A 19,201-nucleotide genomic window follows, 5' to 3' on the forward strand; every position below is an offset into this window, starting at 1 on the left:
GTCAGCGTCCTTGCCTGAGTGTCGTCTGCCGGGTCAACGGGGGTCGGGATCGTCGAGATCCTGCTTGCCGAACGCGGGGTTGTGCGGTTCGCCGAGCGTGATGTGCACGCTCTGCTGGTCGGTGTAGAAATCGATCGAGCGGTAGCCGCCCTCGTGCCCGAGCCCGGATGCCTTCACCCCCCCGAACGGCGTGCGCAGGTCGCGCACGTTGTTCGAGTTCAGCCACACCATGCCGGCCTCGACCGACTGCGCGAAGTTGTGCGCGCGCTTGAGGTCGTTGGTCCAAACGTAGGCGGCCAGGCCGTACTTCGTGTTGTTGGCCAGGGCGAGCGCCTCCTCCTCGGTGTCGAAGGGCGTGATCGCGACCACGGGGCCGAAGATCTCCTCCTGGAAGATCCGCGCGTCGGGGGAGACGTCGGCGAACGCGGTGGGGGCGACGTAGTTGCCGGTCGGGAAGCCCTCGGGGCGCCCGCCGCCGGCGATGAGGCGGCCCTCGGTCTTGCCGAGCTCGACGTAGCTCATCACCTTGTCGTAGTGCTCGGGGTGCACGAGAGCACCCACCTCGGTGGTCGGGTCGTGCGGGTGTCCGACCTTGACGCGCTTGGTCTGCGCGGCGAAGCGCTCCACGAACTCGTCGTACACCTCGCGCTGCACGAGCACGCGCGAGCCCGCCGTGCAGCGCTCGCCGTTGAGGGAGAACACGCCGAAGATGCAGGCGTCGATCGCGGTGTCGAGGTCGGCGTCGGCGAACACGACGGCGGGGCTCTTGCCGCCCAGCTCCATCGACAGTCCCTTGAGGAAGGGGGCGGAGTTGCCGAAGATGATCTGCCCGGTGCGGCTCTCGCCGGTGAAGGAGATCAGTGGCACATCCGGATGCTTCACCAGTGCGTCGCCGGCGTCCTCGCCGAGACCGTTGACGAGGTTGAAGACGCCCTTGGGCAGACCCGCCTCCTCGAAGATGCCCGCCCACAGCGAGGCCGACAGGGGAGTGAACTCGGCGGGCTTGAGCACGACGGTGTTGCCGGTGGCCAGCGCCGGGCCCAGCTTCCACGACTCGAGCATGAAGGGGGTGTTCCACGGCGTGATGAGGCCGGCGACGCCGATCGGCTTGCGGTTGACGTAGTTCATCTGCTTGCCGGGCACCTTGAAGGCGTCATCGGCCTGCGCGACGATGAGATCGGCGAAGAAACGGAAGTTCTCGGCCGCGCGCCGGGCCTGACCGAGAGCCTGCGTGATCGGCAGGCCCGAGTCGAAGGACTCCAGCTCCGCCAGACGGGCGTCGCGCGACTCGACGAGGTCGGCGATGCGGTGCAGCACTCGCGAGCGCTCACGCGGCAGCATCCGCGGCCAGGGACCCTCGGTGAACGCACGACGCGCGGCAGCCACCGCACGGTCGATGTCGGCCTTCTTGCCCGCGGCCGCGTGGACGTACGTCTCGTTGGTGACGGGATTGAGCACCTCGAAGGTGTCGCCGTCGACGGAGTCGACGAACTCGCCGTCGATGTAGTGCTGGATCTTCGCCGGCAGGTCCGCCGGGGTGTACACGTCGGTCATCATCGTCCTTCTTCGGTGTGGTGGGGGTGGCGGGACTCCAGGAAGGCGTCCATGGTGCGCCAGCGGTGGTCTCGTGCGGCGAGCTCGATCTCCAGCGCCGGGGCGCCGGAGCGGATCAGCTCGAGGATGCGGGTGTGCTCGTCGACGGAATGCCGTGCGCGGCCGGGCACGAACGCGAAGGTGGAGTCGCGGATGCCCGAGAGCCGCGCCCATCCGCGGTGCACGAGGTCGAGGATGTGCGGGTTGGGGCACGGCTCGTACAGCACGGAGTGGAAGTCCTGGTTGAGGCGGGTGAACGCGTGCGCGTCGAAGTGGTCGAGCAGGTGCAGCATCCGCTCGTTGATCTCCTCGGCGCGAGCGAGACTGTCCGCGGCGAGCAGCGGCGCCGACAGGGCGGTCGCCGCGCCCTCGACGAGGCCGAGCGTCTGCATCGTGTGTGCGTACTCGCCCTCGTCGACGAGCGAGACCCGTGCGCCGACATTGCGCTCGAAGGTGACCAGGCCCTCGGCCTCAAGTCGCCGGATCGCCTCGCGCACAGGCACGACGCTCATGCCCAGCTCGTCGGCGATCGGCCCGAGCACGAGCCGGTAGCCGGGTCCGAAGGCGTGCGAGGAGATGCGAGAGCGGATCCACCCGTAGGCCTGCTCCGACTTGCTCCCCTCGCCCATCAGTGTCGTCATGCCCGGCCCCTGGCTTCGTAGATCGCCCGCCAGTCGGCGTTCATCGGGAAGAGGCCGTCGACCGGATGCCCGGCCGCCACCTGCTCGGCGATCCAGGCGTCCTCGTCCTCTTGGGCAAGAGCGGCGTCGGCGACCTCCTCGGCCAGGGCGGCCGGGATGACGATCACGCCGTCGCCGTCGCCGACGATGACGTCACCCGGCTGCACGGCGGCTCCGCCGCACGCGACCGTCACGTCGGACTCCCACGGAACGTGCCTGCGGCCCAGCACCGAGGGGTGCGGGCCCTTCGAGAACACCGGCAGGCCGATCTCCGCGACCGCATCGAAGTCGCGCACGCCGCCGTCGGTGACGACACCGGCGGCGCCCCGGGCCTTCGCACGCAGGGCGAGGATGTCGCCGAGTGTTCCGGTGCCGGCGTCGCCGCGTGCCTCGATCACGATGATCTCGCCCTCTTCGACGGCGTCGAAGACGCGCTTCTGGGCGTTGTAGCCGCCGCCGTGCGCTGTGAACAGGTCCTCGCGGAGCGGGACGAAGCGGAGGGTGCGGGCCGTGCCCACGATCCTGCTGCCGGTGATGTTCGCCGAGACGCCGTCGATGAAGCAGGAGTGCAGCCCGCGCTTGCGCAACTGGCTGGACAGGCCGGCCGTCGGAGCGGCCTCGAGCTTGGCGCGCAGCCCGGCCGAGAGCGGCTGCGATGCATCCGCGACAGGAGAATCGGCGGCGACAGGAGCATCCGGCCCGGAATCTCCTGTGCCGGACGGTTCTCCTGTTCTCGATGCTTCGGATGCGGGAGGTTCGTCGACCGGCAGGCCCGCCGCCTCTCGCGAGCCCCACGCCTCGGTGCGCTGCAGATCGTCGACGGCGGGCAGGGAGCCCAGTGCCTCATCGAAGGGGATCTCGCCCTGAGTGACCGTGGTGATGAGGCGCCCCGAGGACGGCGCTCCGTCGGCACCCGGGGCATCGACCTCGATCTCGACCACATCGCCCGGCACGATCACCGACGAGCCGGCCGGCGTGCCGGCGAGGATCACGTCGCCCGGCTCCAGAGTGAAGTGCTGCGACAGGTCCGCGATCAGCCGGGGAAGCGGGAACAGAAGCCCTGCGGTGCTGTCGTCCTGGCGCAGCTCGCCGTTGACCCAGGCCCGCACGCGCAGGTCGGCGGGATCGACGGAGGCGGCGTCGATCAGGTCGGGGCCGAGGGGCGTGTAGCCGTCGCCGCCCTTGGACCGCACGTTGGAGCCCTTGTCGTTGGCGCGCAGGTCGTACAGGCCGAGGTCGTTGGATGCGGTCACCGCTGCCACGTGCGACCAGGCGTCCGTCACCGGAACCCGGCGCGCCGCCGTGCCGATGATCAGTGCGATCTCGCCCTCGAAGGCGAGCAGCTCGGTTCCGGCCGGGCGCTCGACGGTGCCGCCGCTGACGCCGACGGAGCTCGCGGGCTTGAAGAAGTAGGAGGGGGCGGAGGGGCGACGTCCGCGCTGATCGGCACGCGACACGTAGTTGAGGTGGATCGCGATGATCTTGCCGGGCCGGGTGATCGCCGTCATGGCTGCGCCTCCTTGCGCTCGGACCCCGTTGGCGGGGTGGTTGTGCGTTGTATTTGAAATCGTATATGATCGCCTGACCGTCGGCAAGCATCGGATGCGAGCCGCGACGACGACGTCACTGCGGCACGTCACAGCAAAGGAGCTTTTCTCATGAGCGGAAACCCGGACGGCGGACTCACGCCCACCGGCACCATCGCCAGCCCCGCCGATCGGCGGCGGGTCATCTTCGCCACCGTGGTCGGCACGACCATCGAGTGGTACGACTTCTTCACCTACGCCGCGATGTCGGGCCTCGCGTTCGGCACCCTGTTCTTCGAGCCCGCGGGCCCGGAGTTCGGTCGCATCCTCGCGTTCCTCACGGTCGGACTGAGCTTCCTGTTCCGCCCCCTGGGCGCCTTCCTCGCGGGGCACTTCGGCGACAGGGTCGGTCGCCGCCGCGTGCTCGTGATCACCCTGTTCGGCATGGGTGTGGCCACCGCGCTGATCGGCGTGCTGCCCACGTACCAGGCGATCGGAGTGGTCGCACCGGTGCTGCTCGTGCTGCTGCGCGTGCTGCAGGGCGTCTCGGCTGGTGGCGAGTGGGGCGGGGCGGTGCTCATGGCCGTCGAGCACGCGCCCAAGTCCCGTCGCGGAGCCTACGGCGCCTCGCCGCAGGTCGGAGTGCCCCTCGGGCTGCTGCTGTCGAGCGCGGTGATCGCGATCATGTCGATGCTCGCCCCGGGCGACGCCTTCCTCGAGTGGGGCTGGCGCGTGCCGTTCCTGCTCTCGGTGGTGCTGATCCTCGTCGGGTACTGGATCCGCCGCAGCGTCGAGGAGAGCCCGGTGTTCACCGAGATCGCCGAGCGCGCGGCGCAGACCAAGACCCCGATCGTGACACTGTTCCGCACCTACGGCCTGGTCGTCATCATCGCGGCGCTCGTGTTCGCGGGCAACAACGCCGTCGGCTACATGACCACCGGCGGCTGGATCCAGGGGTACGCCACGAACGGCCTCGGCCTGACCAGGCCCGAGGTGCTCTGGGCTGTCGCATTCGGCGCCATCGTCTGGCTGGCCTCCACCTGGTTCGCGGGCAGCCTCTCGGATCGTCTCGGCCGGAGGCGGACGTACCTGCTCGGTTGGGTCATGCAGCTCATCGGCGTCTTCGCGATGTTCCCCCTGGTCAACACCGGCCAGCTCGTGCCCTTCGCGCTCGGGCTGATGATCCTGTCCGTCGGTCTCGGCTTCACGTACGGGCCCCAGGCGGCCTTCTATGCCGAGATCTTCCCGGCATCGGTGCGCTTCTCGGGCGTCTCGATCTCGTACGCGATCGGTGCGATCCTCGGCGGCGCCTTCGCGCCGACGGTGGCCGAGTGGCTGGTGCAGACGACCGGCGGCACCGACGCCGTGACCGTCTACCTCGCGGTCATGACCCTCGTCGGCCTGCTCGCCACCCTGGCGTTCCGTGATCGGTCCGGCCTTCCGCTGGGGATCGATCACGAGGACGAGCAGGCGCGCACGCCCCTGCAGGGCGTCGGCGTGACCCGCTGAGCCCGCTCAGCCGCCCAGCGCCTCTCGGATGCCGTCCGCCGAGAGGCGCAGGCGGGCGGCGATCTCGGCATCCGGAAGATCGGATGCCACATGCACGACCGCCAGGGCGGCCGGGCGGCGGCCGCGCAGGACCAGCGGCACCGCCACCGAGCGCACGGTGGGGATGACCTCGTCGTGACTCGTCGCGTATCCGCGCTCACCGATGCCGGCCACCTCGGCGCGCAGCGCGTCGGCGGCGTCGGGCCACTCGGCATCCGGCAGCTGGGCGAGGATCGCCTTGCCGGGGGCGCCGGTGGTCACCGGATGCCGGGTGCCGGGGCGCTGAGCCACGTTCGCCACGGCGTGGCGGGGTTCGACGCTGGTGAGGGTGATGCACTCCTCGCCGTCGAGCACCGCGAGGAAGGCTGTGAGCCCGAGCTCGTTCGCGACGGCGGTGAGCTCGGGGAGCGCCTCGGCCTGCAGGTCGTGCGCCACGCCGGCCGCGAGAGCGGCCATGCGCGGCCCGAGCGCGGCGAGGCCGGAGGCGTCGCGTGCGACGAGGCGGTGATCCTCGAGCGTGCGCAGCAGGCGGTAGGCGATGGAGCGGTGCACCTCGAGACGGGAGGCCACCTCGTCGATCGACAGCGGACCGTCGGCCAGGATCTCCAGGATGCGGATGCCGCGGCTGAGGGTCTGTGATGCGGGGGCGGTGGCCACGATGCTCCTTCGGCGCGACGCACGCCTTGTGCCGGCATCCCGCTTCGTATACGATCTGTTCAATAGTAGAACGCTGTATTCGAATATAGAACACACCACGATGCAGTGCAAGACCTGACGACGCTGTCCAGGGAAGGACCCGACGATGCAGTTCCACCACCACGGATACGTCTCCGGCGAGCCTCGCGTGCTCCCCGCCCAGGGAACGGGTGTCGACCGGCCCGCCGACCTGCCCGACGAGACCGACGTGCTGATCGTCGGCTCGGGCCCCGCCGGCATGCTGCTGGCCGCCCAGATGTCGCAGTTCCCCGATGTGCGCACCCGACTCATCGAACGGCGCGACGGCCGCCTCGTGCTCGGCCAGGCCGACGGCATCCAGCCCCGCAGCGTCGAGACCTTCCAGGCGTTCGGGTTCGCCGAGCGCATCGTCGCCGAGGCCTACAACATCGGCTGGATGAACTTCTGGGGGCCCGACCCCGAGAACCCCGGGAACATCGTCCGCACCTCGCGCACCGAGGACTACGGGTTCAAGATCAGCGAGTTCCCGCACCTCATCGTCAACCAGGCGCGCGTGCTCGACTACTTCGCCGAGGCCGCGCATCACGGTCCGGGCCGGATCGTCCCCGACTACGGCGTCGAGTTCCTGGGGCTCACCGTGCACGACACCGGCGAGTACCCCGTCGAGGTGCGCGTGCGCTGCGGCGGAGACGACGGCGAGGAGCGCACCATCCGGGCGAAGTACGTCGCCGGATGCGACGGCGCGCGCAGCGGCGTGCGCGAGGCCATCGGCCGCACGCACGTCGGCGCCATGGCCGCGCACGCCTGGGGCGTGATGGACGTGCTCGTGAACACCGACTTCCCCGACTGGCGCACCAAGTGCGCGATCAACGCCGAGGCCGGGAACATCCTGCACATCCCTCGCGAGGGCGGATACCTGAGCCGCATGTACATCGACCTGGGCGAGGTCGCCGACGGCGACAACCGACAGGTCAGGCACACGCCGCTCGAGGCCGTGATCCAGAAGGCCAACGACATCCTCCACCCCTACACGATCGACGTGAAGGAGGTGGCGTGGCACAGCGTCTACGAGGTGGGTCACAGGGTGACCGACGGCTTCGACGACGCACTCGACGCCGACCGCCACCCACGGGTGTTCCTCACCGGCGACGCGTGCCACACGCACAGCGCCAAGGCCGGGCAGGGCATGAACGTCTCCATGCAGGACGGCTTCAACCTGGGGTGGAAGCTCGGTCACGTGCTCACCGGTCGTGCACCCGAGGAGCTGCTGTCGACGTACGCCTCCGAGCGCCGCCCGGTCGCCCAGCAGCTGATCGACTTCGACCGGGAGTGGTCGAGCCTGATGGCCCGAAAGCCCGAGGAGATCTCCGACCCGCAGGACCTGGCGACCTACTATCTGGCGACCGCCGAGTTCCCCTCGGGGTTCATGACGCAGTACGAGCCCTCGATGATCGTGGCCGGTGATGCTCACCAGGCGCTCGCCGCGGGCTTCCCGCTCGGCAGGCGCTTCAAGTCGGCGGAGGTCACGCGGGTGGGCGACGGCAACGCCGTGCACCTCGGCCATCACGCTCGAGCCGACGGACGCTGGCGGGTGTACGCCTTCGCCGACCGCGACGCGGTGGGACTGGCATCCTGGGCCGACGCCGTCGCGCCGCTGTTCGCGCGCTACACCCCCGCGGACGGCGACGTCGATGCCGTGTTCGACGTGAAGGCGATCTATCAGCAGGGCTTCGACGAGTTCGAGATCACGGATGCACCCGAGCTCTTCCTGCCGAAGGTGGGGCCGCACGCTCTGACCGACTGGGAGAAGGTGTACGCGGCGACGCCCTCGGCCTGGTGCCGCACCGACATCTTCGACGAGCGCGAGCTGTCGCGGGACGGCGTGGTCGTGGTGGTGCGTCCGGACCAGTACGTCGCGGCGATCCTTCCGCTGGACGCCGTCGACGAGCTGGGGGCCTTCTTCGCGGGGAACCTGCTCCCGACGAGCTGAACTCGCCGGGCCGGGCCGGCGGCCTGAACCCGGCGCATGACAGGTGTCATGTCGAGGTCGTGACACGGCCCTCCGGATTCGCGGGCCCGGTGCGGCCAGGCTGGTGTCATGAGCACAACACTGCAGACACCGGCTTCATCGAGATCGGCCGGCGCGGCATCCGACACGGCCGTCGCCATCTCGGGCCTGCGGCGGCACTTCGGCATGGGCGACCGCGCCGTCAAGGCCGTCGACGGGATCGATCTCAGCATCCGCCGAGGCGAGGTCGTCGCCCTGCTCGGCCCGAACGGCGCCGGCAAGACGACCACCCTCGACATGCTGCTCGGCCTCACCGATCCCAGCAGCGGCACCCTCTCGGTCTTCGGCGAGGCGCCGGCGAAGGCCGCCAAGGCCGGCGTGATCGCGGGCGTGCTGCAGACGGGCGGGCTGCTGTCGGATCTCACCGTCCGCGAGACCGTCGAGGTCATCGCGTCGCTGCACGGGCGCGAGTCGCTCGCCCGCGTGCCCGAGGTGCTGGCGGCCACCGAGCTCGAAGCCATCGCGCGGCGCCGCATCTCGAAGTGCTCCGGCGGTGAGCAGCAGCGCGTCAAGTTCGCTCTCGCCCTGGTCGCCGATCCCGACATCCTCGTGCTCGACGAGCCCACCGCCGGCATGGACGTCACCGCCCGCAGGCACTTCTGGGACGTCATGCGCGCCGATGCCGACGCCGGCCGCACCATCATCTTCGCCACGCACTATCTCGAGGAGGCCGAGCAGTTCGCGCGGCGCACGGTCGTCATGCATCGCGGAGTCATCGTCGCCGATGCGCCCACCGCGCAGCTGCGCGCCAACCTCGGCGGGCGCACGCTCGCGGCGACCCTCCCCGAGTCCGTTGGCGACGCGCTCATCGCGCAGCTCACCGGCACCGACGGCATCAGCGACGTGCGCATCGACGCCGATCGCCTGAGCCTGCGCGCGCTGGACTCGGATGCTGCGGCATCCGCCCTGCTGAACGCCGGCGCCCACGATCTGGAGATCACTGCACCCACCCTCGAAACCGCCTTCACGGCACTGACGGAGAACTGACCATGACCATGTCGATCTCACCCACCATGATGCGCGTCGAGGCGCTGCGCCAGCTGCGCAACCCGTACACGCTCGCGTTCACCCTCGGGATGCCCGTGGCGATGTACCTGCTGTTCGGGGCCGGCATGGGCTACGGCGACATCTCCGCCGGACACGGCAATGTCAAGTTCTACGTGATGGTGTCGATGGCGGCCTACGGCACGGCGGTCGCGATGAGCTCGCTGACGTCGCTCGCCGCGACCGAGGCGAAGCAGGGCTGGGGACGCCAGCTCGCCATGACCCCGCTCGGCACCGCGGGCTATGCGGCGACGAAGCTGCTCACCGCGGTCGCGTTCGCAGCCCTCGCCGTGCTGCTCGTCTTCGCCGCGGGCCTGGCGACAGGCGCTGAGGCGACCGACGCGTGGCGGTGGTGGGCCTCGGCCGGGATCATGCTCGGCATCGGCCTCATCTACGGGCTGTACGGGCTCGGCGTCGGGCTGTTCTTCAACTCCGACACGGCCGCGGCGCTGGCATCCATCTCGATGACGTTCTTCGCGTTCTTCGGCAACGTGTTCATGCCGCTGGACGGCGTCATGCTCGACATCGCCCGCTTCACCCCGCTGTACGGCTTCGTCGCGCTGTCGCGCTGGCCGCTGACGGATGGCGTGCTCACGACGGGGCAGACCGACCCGCTGTGGCTGGTCGTGCTGAACGTGCTCGTCTGGCTGGGAGTGTTCGCTGTGCTCGTCGCCGCCGGTACGAAGCGCTCGCGGCGCCGTCAGTAGGGTGGGACGATGAGCGACGATCACCGCCGGCAGACGACGCGGGAGGTCCCCAAGAGCCCATGGGATCGCTACGGCTGGCTCATGGCGGTCATCTGGCTGTTCTTCCTGATCTACCCCGCGATCGCGCTGGTCGAATCCACGGCCGCACCGTTCTGGATCGTCATCGGATGGGTCGCGCTCGTGGTGTTCGTGGTGCTGTACGTGGGTGGCTTCATCCGCGGCCTGCATCAGGGCGGTGGACTGGGGCGGCCGACCTCCCGAGGGCAGTGGTGGATCTTCGCCGGTCTGATCGCCTGCGCGGTCGTGTCGCTCCCCGCCGAAGGGGGCAGCGCGCTCAGCTTCCTTCCGTTCATCATGTCGTTCGCCTCGTACGGACTGAGCCGGGCAGCGCACTGGATCACCACGATCGCGGCGATCGCGATCACCGGCCTGTGGATGCTGCTCATCCCGGAGGCGCGCTCGTACATCACGATCCTGGTGATCGTGCTGCTGCTGGGGGTGGTGAACACCGTCTCGACATCTCTGATCATCCGGTCTTCCGAGGCGGAGCGACTGGGGCGGGAGCTGGCCACGAGCGCCGGGCGCGAGGCCGTCGCTCGCGACGTGCACGACCTGATCGGACATTCGCTGACCGTCGTCCAGCTGAAGTCGCAGCTGGCAGGGCGCCTGATCGACACCGACCCCGAGCGTGCGAAGGCCGAGCTCGCCGACATCACCGCGCTGACCGCCGAGGCGATCGCCGGGGTACGTGCCACCGTGGCCGGTGCGCGGGCCACGACGCTGGTCGAGCAGCTGGCATCCGGCCGCGACGCCCTGCAGTCGGCCGGCGTCGACCTGCGGGTCGAGGGCGAGCCGGCGGCACTGTCGCCCGTGCAGTCGCTGACCGCGAGCTGGGTGCTGCGTGAGGCGATCACCAACGTGCTGCGTCATGCGCAGGCCAAGACCGTCACGGTCAGCATCGCTCCGGGCCTGCTCTCGGTGCGCGACGACGGACGCGGGCCCGGCGACGGTGCAGGCAATGGCTTGCGGGGAATGCGCGAGCGCGCGGCCGCGGCCGGCGCGGCGCTCGAGTTCGGCGCGGGTGCCGACGCCGGCACCCGGGTGGAGATCAGATGGTGACGAGGATGCCCGACAAGATCCGATTGGTGATCGCCGACGACCAGGCCCTGGTGCGCGGTGCGCTCGCTGCTCTGCTCGAGCTGGAGGGCGATCTCGAGGTCGTGGGCGTCGCCGCCGACGGGGCGCAGGCGGTGCGGATGGTGATCGAGCAGCAGCCGGATGTGTGCCTGATGGACATCCAGATGCCCGACGTCGACGGCGTCGAAGCGACCCGGCAGGTGCGCGCCGCGAACCCGGGCACCCGGGTGCTCATCGTCACGACGTTCGCCCGTCCCGGTTACCTGCGTGCGGCGCTCGATGCCGGGGCGAGCGGGTTCATCGTGAAGGACACCCCGGCCGAGCAGCTCGCCGAAGCCGTGCGTCGGGTGCATGCGGGGCTGCGCGTGCTCGATCCGGTGCTCGCCGAGGAGAGCCTGTTCGAGGGAGCCAACCCGCTCAGCGATCGCGAGCAGCAGGTGCTTCGCCTGGCGGCCGACGGACGGACCGCCGGCGCGATAGCATCCGAGGTCTTCCTCTCGGCAGGTACCGTGCGCAACAATCTGTCGGCCGCGATCGGCAAGGTGGGAGCATCCAACCGCGCTCAGGCCGTGCGGATCGCACAGGACAAGGGCTGGATCTGAGGCCTCGTCGCGGAGACGCTTCCTCCCGTGGCGGGTCGGGAATACCGTTTCCCTGACGGGCGCTGTGCATGGAGCACGTCGCGCCCGGCCGTGACGGCGGATGGGTGTGCAGATGGAAGGCCTGGAGATCACGGTCCTGCTGGGGCTGACGATTCTGATCGGAACGATGCTGGCGCCCCGCGTGCGTGTCGCGCTGCCGCTGGTGCTGGTGGTCTTCGGGCTGCTGCTCGGCTTCGTGCCGGCGCTGCGAGAGGTGCAGCTGCCGCCGGAGACCGTGCTGCTGCTGTTCCTGCCGGTGATGCTCTTCTGGGAGAGCCTCACGACGTCGCTGCGCTCCATCCGACGCGACTTCCGCTACATCCTGCCGATGAGCACGCTGCTGGTCGTCGCGTCGGCGTTCGCCGTCGCCGGGGTCGCCGTGCTGTTCGGGATGCCGTGGGAGATCGCGCTGATCCTCGGGGCCGCCGTGGCGCCGCCGGATGCGACGGCGGTCGCCGCGCTCGGCCGATTGCTGCCGCGTCGGACGTTCATGAAGCTGAAGGCGGAGAGCCTGACCAACGACGGCACCGCCCTCGTGCTCTACGCGATCGCAGTGTCGCTCGCCGTGGGCGGCCAGGTGACCCCGCTGATGGTCACGTGGACCGTGCTGGTCTCGTACCTCGGAGGGATCGCGGTGGGCGTCGTCGTGGCCGCCCTCGCCTGGCTGCTGCTGCGCCGCATGCAGGCGACGATGACGATCAACGTGACGATGCTGCTCGTGCCCTTCACCGCGTTCATGATCGCCGAGCTCGTCCACGCATCCGGGGTTCTGGCGGTCGTGGTCGCCGGGCTCATCGCCGCGTACCTCAGCCCGCAGGTGACGACCGCGGCATCGCGCCGGCAGGCCGAGGCGGTCTGGCCCTTCGGGGTGTTCCTGCTCAACGGTGCGCTGTTCGTGCTGATCGGCCTCGAGGTGCAGTGGGTCGTGCACCAGACCTCCTTGCAGACCATCGGCTGGCTGAGCCTCGCCACGGTCGCGGTCTGGGCGACGCTGCTCGCGGTGCGGTTCCTGTTCCAGCTGCTCACGGTGCCGTTCCAGCGGATCGGCGGCGCCCCGGCGCATCCGCTGGGGCTGCGCACGCGCATGCAGACCGTCAGCACCGTGGCCGGGATGCGCGGGGCGGTCTCGCTCGCGATCGCGCTGTCCGTGCCTCTCGCGACGCCGGACGGCGCGGCGCTCGACGGCCGCGAAGACATCATCTTCGTCACTGCGGGCGTGATCCTGCTCAGCCTCCTGGTGCAGGGCCCGCTGCTGCCCGCCGTCGCGCGCTGGGCCCGGTATCCCGTCGACCACGGCGAGGACGAGGAGTTCGAACTCGCCGAGCGGACGATCACCGGCGCTGCCATGGCGGCCCTCGACACGCTCGCGGCCGAGCACGGGATCAGCGACGAGGTGCGAGACCGGGTGCGACGCGACGGCTACGAGATGCTGGAGCTCGCCAACGCCAGGTCCATGGCACGCGAGCGCGCGCTCATCGACGCCGAGGTGGGCGCCATGGAGGACCTGCTCGCCTCGCCGGACCCGCTCGCGGACGGCTCCGTCGAGCTGCGCAGGCCACCGGTCGCCGGAGACGGGACGACGCTGCAGATGGTCGCCACCTCGGCGGACGTCGACCTCGAGCAGCGCTCGCCGCTGGTCCGTCACGAAGAGCTCTCCCGCCTGAAGCTCGCGATGCTCGATCACAAACGAGAGGTGCTGCGCGGTCTGCGACGCGCGGGCACGGTGGACGACCTCATCGTGCACCAGATCTCGGCACGCCTGGATCTCGACCAGATCCGCCTGGAGGGCATCGAGGAACTCGGCTGAGCTGGCCGCGGACGCCGTGGCTCAGGAGTTCACGCGGATGATCTCCTGCTGATACGGCGCGACGATCCTGCCCGAGATGCGCAGGTCGAGCACGAGGAAGCGGCGCGCGTCGGGGTCCTCGGATGCCCAGGCGCCCAGCCGGTCGAGATCGGCGAGGCTTCGCACCACGACGCCCTCTGCACCCACCGCCGCGCCGAACGCGGCGAAGTCGACCTCGGGGATCAGCATCGGTCCCTCCGCCAGCCCTTTGAGGCCGTAGAGGTTGACCTCGGCCCCGTAGGCGGCGTCGTTCCAGATCACCGCGCAGCCGTGCCCGCCGGCCGCACGCACGGCCGACTCGAGGTCTGCGATCGCCATCAGACCGCCGCCGTCGCCGGAGGTGAGCACGACGGTCGAGTCCGGGCGGGCGCGGGTGGCTCCGACGACGCTCGGCCAGCCCTGCCCGATCGACTGGAACGCCGTGCCGACCATCATCATCCGGTCGGGCGCGGCGACCGGCCAGTACATGTTCGCCCAGCCGATGAAGTGCCCGCCGTCCGAGACGACCACACGGTCCTCGGGCAGCAGCTCGGCGATGCGCCGCGCTGCCGAGCGCGGGTCGAGCCGCCCGTCGGCTGCGAACGCATCCCCTTCGGCGTACGCGCGGGCGGCGGCGACATCCACGCTCTCGCGCCAGGTGGGCGTGCGCGCTTCGCGCGGCGTTGTGCGCTTCGCGCGGACGGAATCCGCGGATTCATCCGCGGCAGGTGCGTTTCTCCGCGCGAAGCGCTCGTCCGACAGGCGTTCGAGGAGGGCGGATGCCGCGAGGCGGGCATCCGCGCGGACGAATCCGCCGACGTGGGCATGGGTGGCGGCGGGCGCGACGTCGATCTGGAACACCCGGGTGCCGGGGGAGAACAGCTCGCCGAAGCGCATCGTGAACTGGTTCAGCGAAGCGCCGAACACCACCGCGACATCGGCCTGGTGCACGAGGGCCATGGCGCCGTCGGCGCCGAAGCCACCGGTGACGCCGAGGTCGTAGCGAGTGTCGGGAAACACGCCCCGTCCGAGCGCAGTGGATGCGGTCAGCGCCCCCGTCGCCTCGGCCAGTTCGCCCAGCGCGTCACCCGCCCCGGCGAGCCAGGCACCACGGCCGGCGAGCAGGAACGGGCGCTCGGCGGTGCGCAGGGCGTCGGCCATCTCGTCCAGCATCCCCTCGGCGAAATCTCCGCGCGCAGCGAGGGGCACCGGGGTGCGAGGGGCGGGCGCCTCCGGCACGGGCCCGGCCTCGAGTGCGGCGACGTCATACGGGATGGCCAGCACGACGGGGACGCGATAGGTGAGGGCGTGCTCGATGGCGATGACGGTCGTGGCTGCGGCATCCGCGCGTCCGGTCGTGTAGGTGCGCGCTCCGACGGCGGACGCCAGCGCGATCTGGTCGACGTCCCAGGGGCGAGGACCCGAGGTCGGCTCGTCGCCGACCACCAGCACGAGCGGCACGTGCGCCTGCACGGCCTCGGCCAGCGCGGTGAGCGTGTTGGTGAAGCCCGCGCCGTAGGTCGACGTCGCTGCGGCGACGCGACCCGAGGCGCGGAAGTGCGCATCCGCGGCGACGACGGCACCCTGCTCGTGGCGGACGGCGGTGAAGACGGCATCCGTCTGCGATTCGATCGCATCGAGGAAGTAGGCGTTGCCGTTGCCCATCACGCCGAAGACGTGGTCGATGTGCTGGGCGAGGGTGAGGGCGACATGGGCGGACACGGAGGGCATGGCAGAGCCTTTCGAGACGGGAACGGAGAAGGTCCGTATATGTCTCGCCACTCGTGCGCGTCGTCGCGGAGTGCTTCGTGCCCCTTTTTCGGGCACCGGCGGTGAGGCCGGACACGTCGATTCTAGCGGCGTCCCGTCGGCCCTGCGCGTCAGCCGTGCGCGGCGGCGACGGCGGCCAGCTCGACGGTCGTGCGCGAGCGGTCGCCCAAGCTGATCGTGGTGACCGACTCGGCGGGCAGCGGCTCCCACCCGTCGCCGGCGACGCCCGTCGAGCCGACCATGACTGTGCCGTCGGCGCTCTCGCGCACACGCAGGGCGAAGTAGTCCTCGTTGTGCTCGTCGGGAAGCAGATCCGCGAGCGGGGCGAGTCGCGCCAGGTCGTGATCGGTGAGGATGCTGGTGGCGCTCGCGTGCACGACGACGAGGTGCTCGCGATCGAGCAGAAGGGCGTTGAGGCTCGCGAGCGGGAACAGCTCCCGCAGTCGGCGCGCGACGTGCGCCGCCGCGTCGGGAAGCGTGCTGCCGGTGGCGACCCGCTCGCGGATGAGAGCGAAGTACATCTCGCTGTCGGTGGTCCCGGCGAGCGAGGCGAGGGAGCCGGCGGACAGCAGCTCCCTCAGCCGGTCGAGCGGCTTGACCGTGCCGTTGTGGGCGAACGCGACGCCGTCGGCCTCGAAGGGATGCGCATTGCACTCGTTCACGGGGAGCCCCGCCGTCGCCCATCGAAGGTGCACGAGCGCGGCTCGCGCGGGCGTGGAGAGGGCCGCATCGAAGCCGGGGTCCAGCGCGGCCGACAGTGCGGATCGCGTCACGACCGGCACGTCGCCGGGCTCGCGGACGGCGGCGCGTCCCCATCCGTCGCCGTGCAGTCGTGCGAGCGAGAGCAGGCTCTCCGTCCCCTCGGCTCCCAGCTCACCGCGCGGGGTGGCGGGTGCGGGGGAGACGAACGCGAACAGGCGGCACATGAGAGGACCTCGGAGACGGAAGGATGACGGGCGGGCGTCCGCTCCGTGTTGCGGGCACCCCTTCGTTTGTACCTCATCGAACAGGGGGAGAGGGCCGCGCGCGCTCGCGGCGAGCGGTCCATGACGGGCGGCGCACAGCCGGATGCGCGACAATGGGCAGATGACGCAGACGGCGATCGAGCGCGAGACGCTCACCTGGGACGGATTCGGCGATGCGACGCGGGATCTCGCCCGCAACATCCTGGACAGCGGCTTCGTGCCCGACGTGGTCGTCGCGATCGCCCGCGGCGGACTGCTGCCGGCCGGCGCGATCGCCTACGGTCTCGGAGCGAAGAACTGCGGTGCCATCAACGTGGAGTTCTACACCGGTATCGGCACCGTGCTCGACGCACCCGAGGTGCTCCCGCCCGAGCTCGACATGGCCTACCTGGAGGGGCGCCGCGTGCTGCTCGTCGACGACGTGGCCGACTCCGGCCGCACCCTCGCGCTCGCCGTGCAGCTGCTGAAGGACAAGGGCGCGGACGTGCGTTCGGTGACGATCTACACCAAGCCGACGACGATCATCCAGCCCGACTACGCCTGGAAGGACACCGATCTCTGGATCGATTTCCCCTGGTCGTACAAGGGCACCGTCGTCGAGGAGGACCAGGGCCTGGCGCCCTCGGCCTGAGCCGCCGTTCAGCCGCGCAGCAGGGCCCGCAGGGTCTGAATCGTGTCCGCGTCGGCAGGGCGTTTGTCGGGGCGGTAGCCCTTCACGCGCGCGAAGCGCAGGGCGACGCCGCCCGGATAGCGCGGTGAGCGTTGCACGCCGTCGATCGCGATCTCCACGACGACCTCGGGTCGCACGAAGACGGCCTGCGCCGTGCGGTGGCTCTCGATGCCGGGAAACGTCTCGGTCTGCCAGCGCAGCAGTTGGTCGGTGAGCCCCTTGAACGTCTTGCCGACCATCACGAGGCCGCCGGCCTCGCCGAAATCCCCGGCGGGATCGAGCGCGCCCAGGTGCAGGTTCGACAGCAGTCCGCGGCGGCGCCCCGAGCCCCATTCCGCGGCCAGCACCACGAGGTCGAAGGTGAGCACGGGCTTCACCTTGACCCAGGACTTGCCCCGTCGGCCGGCGGTGTAGGGCGACTCGATCGCCTTGACGACGACGCCCTCGTGCCCGGCCGCCAGGGCCTCACGGGAGAGCTTCTCGGCGGCCTCGGCTTCGTCCGTGACGATGCCGGGCATGCGCCATCCGCCCGCGACGCGGTCGAGCTCCGCCAGCCGGGCCGACAGCGGCTCGTCGATCAGATCCCGCCCGTCGAGGTGCTGCAGGTCGAAGAACCAGGGCCGCAGCGCCAGCTCTCGAGCGCTCTCGGCACCGAAGCGCGACATTGTCTCCTGGAACGGGCGCGGCCCGCCGTCCTCGTCGAGCGCGAGGGTCTCACCGTCGAGGATCACCTCCTGCGCCGGAAGGGCGCGCACGATCTCGACGATCTCGGGGACGCGGTGCGTGATGTCGGCGAGGCTGCGGGTGTACACGCCCACCTGGTCGCCGCGCCGATGCACCTGGATGCGGGCGCCGTCGAGCTTGTACTCGACCGATGCCCGGCCGGTGATCTCGAGCGCCGCAGCCGGCGTGGCGGCGCTCGCCGCGAGCATCGGCAGCACCGGGCGGCCGACCTGCAGGCCGACGGCGTCGAGCTCAGCCGCCGAGCCGGTGAGCGCGAGACGCGCGGTCTCGCCGAGATCGCCCGAGAGCATCGCGGCCCGGCGGACCGATGCCTGAGGTCGACCGGAGGCGCGCACGACCGCATCGAGGAGCACGCCCGACAGCGCGCCGGTGCGCAACTCGCCCAGCATCGCGCGGACGAGCAGATCCCACTCCGCGGTCGTCGCTCGCTCCGCCAGCTGAACGAGCAGGTCGTGGCGGGCGGCGGCCGAGCCCGAGCCCGATGCCGCGGCCAGCGCTTCCAGCATCCGGTCGACGTCGCCGACGGTGAGCGCCGGCGCCTCTGCATGCACGACATCGAGCGAACTCAGGGTGCGCCAGCCGACGCCCAGCCGACCCTGCCGCGGCGAGGCCAGCATCATCCCGGTGAGCGGGGCGATCTCGCCCGTCTCAGCGCTCTCCAGCAGGCGCGCGAGCGCGTCGATCTTCGCCAGTCGCGACGACGTCGCCGCGACCTCCTCGGTGGTCGCGACCAGCTCCGAGAGCATCATCCCCGAATTGTCGCACCGGACTCCGACAACGTCACCGGTGCTCGATCGTCGGCGCTCGAGCACGAGGGGCTCAGCGGCCGGTGAACTCCGGCTTGCGCTTCTGCTGGAACGCGGCGAAGCCCTCGCGGTAGTCGTCCGTGTCGCACAGGGCGGCCTGCGCGGCGTTCTCGATCTCGACCGACTCCCAGAGCGCCAGGCGCTCGTCGCGGATGCGGGCGACGAGCTCTTTGCTGGCGAGGAAGGCGGCGGTCGCGCCGCGGGAGGCTGCCACAGCCGCGTCGTCGGTCGCCTGCGCGACCTCGTCGTCGCGCAGCACCCGGGAGAACAGGCCGGATGCGACCGCCTCCGAGCCGGTCATGAGGCGGCCGGTGTAGATCAGGTCGAGGGTCTTGTGCGCGCCCAGCCGGTCGAGGAACAGGGCGTGACCGCCGGAGTCCAGCGTGGCGCCGAGCGCGGCGAACGGGGAGCCGATCTTCGCCGACTCCGCGACGTAGACGACATCCGTGGCGATGAGCAGACCGAGCCCGACGCCCAGGCAGGCCCCGTGCGCGACGGCGAACGTCGGGGCCGGGAACGCCGCCATCCTGCGCAGCAGCGGTGTGACGATGCCGCCGAGGTAGCCGATCACGTCGTCGTCGCGCGGATCGACGGCCGAGATGTCCCGTCCGGCGCAGAACGCCCGACCCTCGCCGCTCAGCACGAGCGCGCGCACTCCCGCGCGCTCGGCCTCGTCGTAGGCCGCACCGAGCTCGTGCAGCGCCTGCTCATCGAGCGAGTTGAGCTTCGACGGCGCAGTGAGTGTGATGCGCGCGACGTCGGCTTCGACGGCCAGATCGATCATGGTGCTCCTTCGGCGGGG

The 19,201-nt window shown here is 70.7% G+C and carries 16 protein-coding genes; 8 read left to right on the plus strand and 8 right to left on the minus strand.

The window, feature by feature from the left end; genetic code table 11:
• Positions 1-33: 33 nt before the first annotated feature.
• From hpaE to ACFWHT_RS03980, 3 genes are read right to left on the minus strand one after another with little or no spacing between them, the layout of a single operon-like run.
• Positions 34-1,554 (minus strand): 5-carboxymethyl-2-hydroxymuconate semialdehyde dehydrogenase, encoded by a 1,521-nt coding sequence (gene hpaE, locus ACFWHT_RS03970; protein ID WP_378827883.1) that lies wholly within the window; start codon positions 1,552-1,554, stop codon positions 34-36.
• Complete coding sequence (locus tag ACFWHT_RS03975; protein WP_378825679.1) at positions 1,554-2,234, minus strand: GntR family transcriptional regulator; 681 nt, start codon at positions 2,232-2,234, stop codon at positions 1,554-1,556. Before ACFWHT_RS03975 ends, hpaE begins: the two co-directional genes overlap by 1 nt.
• Positions 2,231-3,781, minus strand: a complete 1,551-nt coding sequence (locus ACFWHT_RS03980) for a fumarylacetoacetate hydrolase family protein (RefSeq protein ID WP_378825681.1) — start codon at positions 3,779-3,781, stop codon at positions 2,231-2,233. The genes ACFWHT_RS03975 and ACFWHT_RS03980 overlap by 4 nt, the downstream gene beginning before the upstream one ends.
• 150 nt (positions 3,782-3,931) lie before the next feature.
• Here ACFWHT_RS03980 and ACFWHT_RS03985 point away from each other — a divergent pair, with 150 nt between their 5' ends.
• Complete coding sequence (locus ACFWHT_RS03985) at positions 3,932-5,308, plus strand: MFS transporter (protein ID WP_378825684.1); 1,377 nt, start codon at positions 3,932-3,934, stop codon at positions 5,306-5,308.
• 6 nt (positions 5,309-5,314) lie between these two features.
• Here ACFWHT_RS03985 and ACFWHT_RS03990 read toward each other — a convergent pair whose 3' ends face one another.
• Positions 5,315-6,007, minus strand: a complete 693-nt coding sequence (locus tag ACFWHT_RS03990; RefSeq protein WP_378827885.1) for an IclR family transcriptional regulator — start codon at positions 6,005-6,007, stop codon at positions 5,315-5,317.
• A 142-nt stretch (positions 6,008-6,149) separates the two neighbouring features.
• Between ACFWHT_RS03990 and ACFWHT_RS03995 the strand changes: the two genes are divergently transcribed.
• The 6 genes from ACFWHT_RS03995 (at position 6,150) to ACFWHT_RS04020 (ending at position 13,426) form a co-directional block, all read left to right on the plus strand.
• Positions 6,150-8,012 (plus strand): FAD-dependent monooxygenase, encoded by a 1,863-nt coding sequence (locus ACFWHT_RS03995; RefSeq protein ID WP_378825686.1) that lies wholly within the window; start codon positions 6,150-6,152, stop codon positions 8,010-8,012.
• Between the two features lie 108 nt (positions 8,013-8,120).
• Positions 8,121-9,077, plus strand: coding sequence for an ABC transporter ATP-binding protein (locus ACFWHT_RS04000; protein ID WP_378825688.1), 957 nt, complete (start codon positions 8,121-8,123; stop codon positions 9,075-9,077).
• 2 nt (positions 9,078-9,079) lie between these two features.
• Positions 9,080-9,841 carry an ABC transporter permease gene (locus tag ACFWHT_RS04005; RefSeq protein ID WP_378825689.1) on the plus strand — a complete coding sequence of 254 codons (762 nt, stop codon included), beginning with the start codon at positions 9,080-9,082 and terminating at the stop codon, positions 9,839-9,841.
• A 9-nt stretch (positions 9,842-9,850) separates the two neighbouring features.
• Complete coding sequence (locus tag ACFWHT_RS04010) at positions 9,851-10,960, plus strand: histidine kinase (protein ID WP_378825691.1); 1,110 nt, start codon at positions 9,851-9,853, stop codon at positions 10,958-10,960.
• Positions 10,961-10,965: 5 nt separating this feature from the next.
• Positions 10,966-11,580 carry a response regulator gene (locus ACFWHT_RS04015; protein ID WP_378825693.1) on the plus strand — a complete coding sequence of 205 codons (615 nt, stop codon included), beginning with the start codon at positions 10,966-10,968 and terminating at the stop codon, positions 11,578-11,580.
• A 112-nt stretch (positions 11,581-11,692) separates the two neighbouring features.
• On the plus strand, positions 11,693-13,426 hold the full coding sequence (locus ACFWHT_RS04020; protein WP_378827887.1) for a Na+/H+ antiporter: 1,734 nt from the start codon (positions 11,693-11,695) through the stop codon (positions 13,424-13,426).
• Between the two features lie 21 nt (positions 13,427-13,447).
• Here ACFWHT_RS04020 and ACFWHT_RS04025 read toward each other — a convergent pair whose 3' ends face one another.
• Positions 13,448-15,175, minus strand: a complete 1,728-nt coding sequence (locus ACFWHT_RS04025) for a thiamine pyrophosphate-binding protein (RefSeq protein ID WP_378825695.1) — start codon at positions 15,173-15,175, stop codon at positions 13,448-13,450.
• Between the two features lie 149 nt (positions 15,176-15,324).
• Complete coding sequence (locus tag ACFWHT_RS04030; protein WP_378825696.1) at positions 15,325-16,140, minus strand: class II glutamine amidotransferase; 816 nt, start codon at positions 16,138-16,140, stop codon at positions 15,325-15,327.
• Positions 16,141-16,300: 160 nt separating this feature from the next.
• On the opposite strand from ACFWHT_RS04030, the gene ACFWHT_RS04035 reads away from it, so the two are divergent.
• Entirely contained in the window at positions 16,301-16,810 is a 510-nt protein-coding gene (locus ACFWHT_RS04035; protein ID WP_378825698.1) for a phosphoribosyltransferase, read from the plus strand.
• 8 nt (positions 16,811-16,818) lie between these two features.
• Here ACFWHT_RS04035 and ACFWHT_RS04040 read toward each other — a convergent pair whose 3' ends face one another.
• A complete protein-coding gene (locus ACFWHT_RS04040) occupies positions 16,819-18,342 on the minus strand; it encodes an ATP-dependent DNA ligase (RefSeq protein ID WP_378825699.1) in 1,524 nt (507 codons plus the stop codon).
• 70 nt (positions 18,343-18,412) lie between these two features.
• Positions 18,413-19,183 carry an enoyl-CoA hydratase/isomerase family protein gene (locus ACFWHT_RS04045; protein ID WP_378825701.1) on the minus strand — a complete coding sequence of 257 codons (771 nt, stop codon included), beginning with the start codon at positions 19,181-19,183 and terminating at the stop codon, positions 18,413-18,415.
• Positions 19,184-19,201 lie beyond the last annotated feature (18 nt).

Source organism: Microbacterium sp. NPDC058342, assembly GCF_042723935.1.
Taxonomy (GTDB): Bacteria; Actinomycetota; Actinomycetes; order Actinomycetales; family Microbacteriaceae; genus Microbacterium.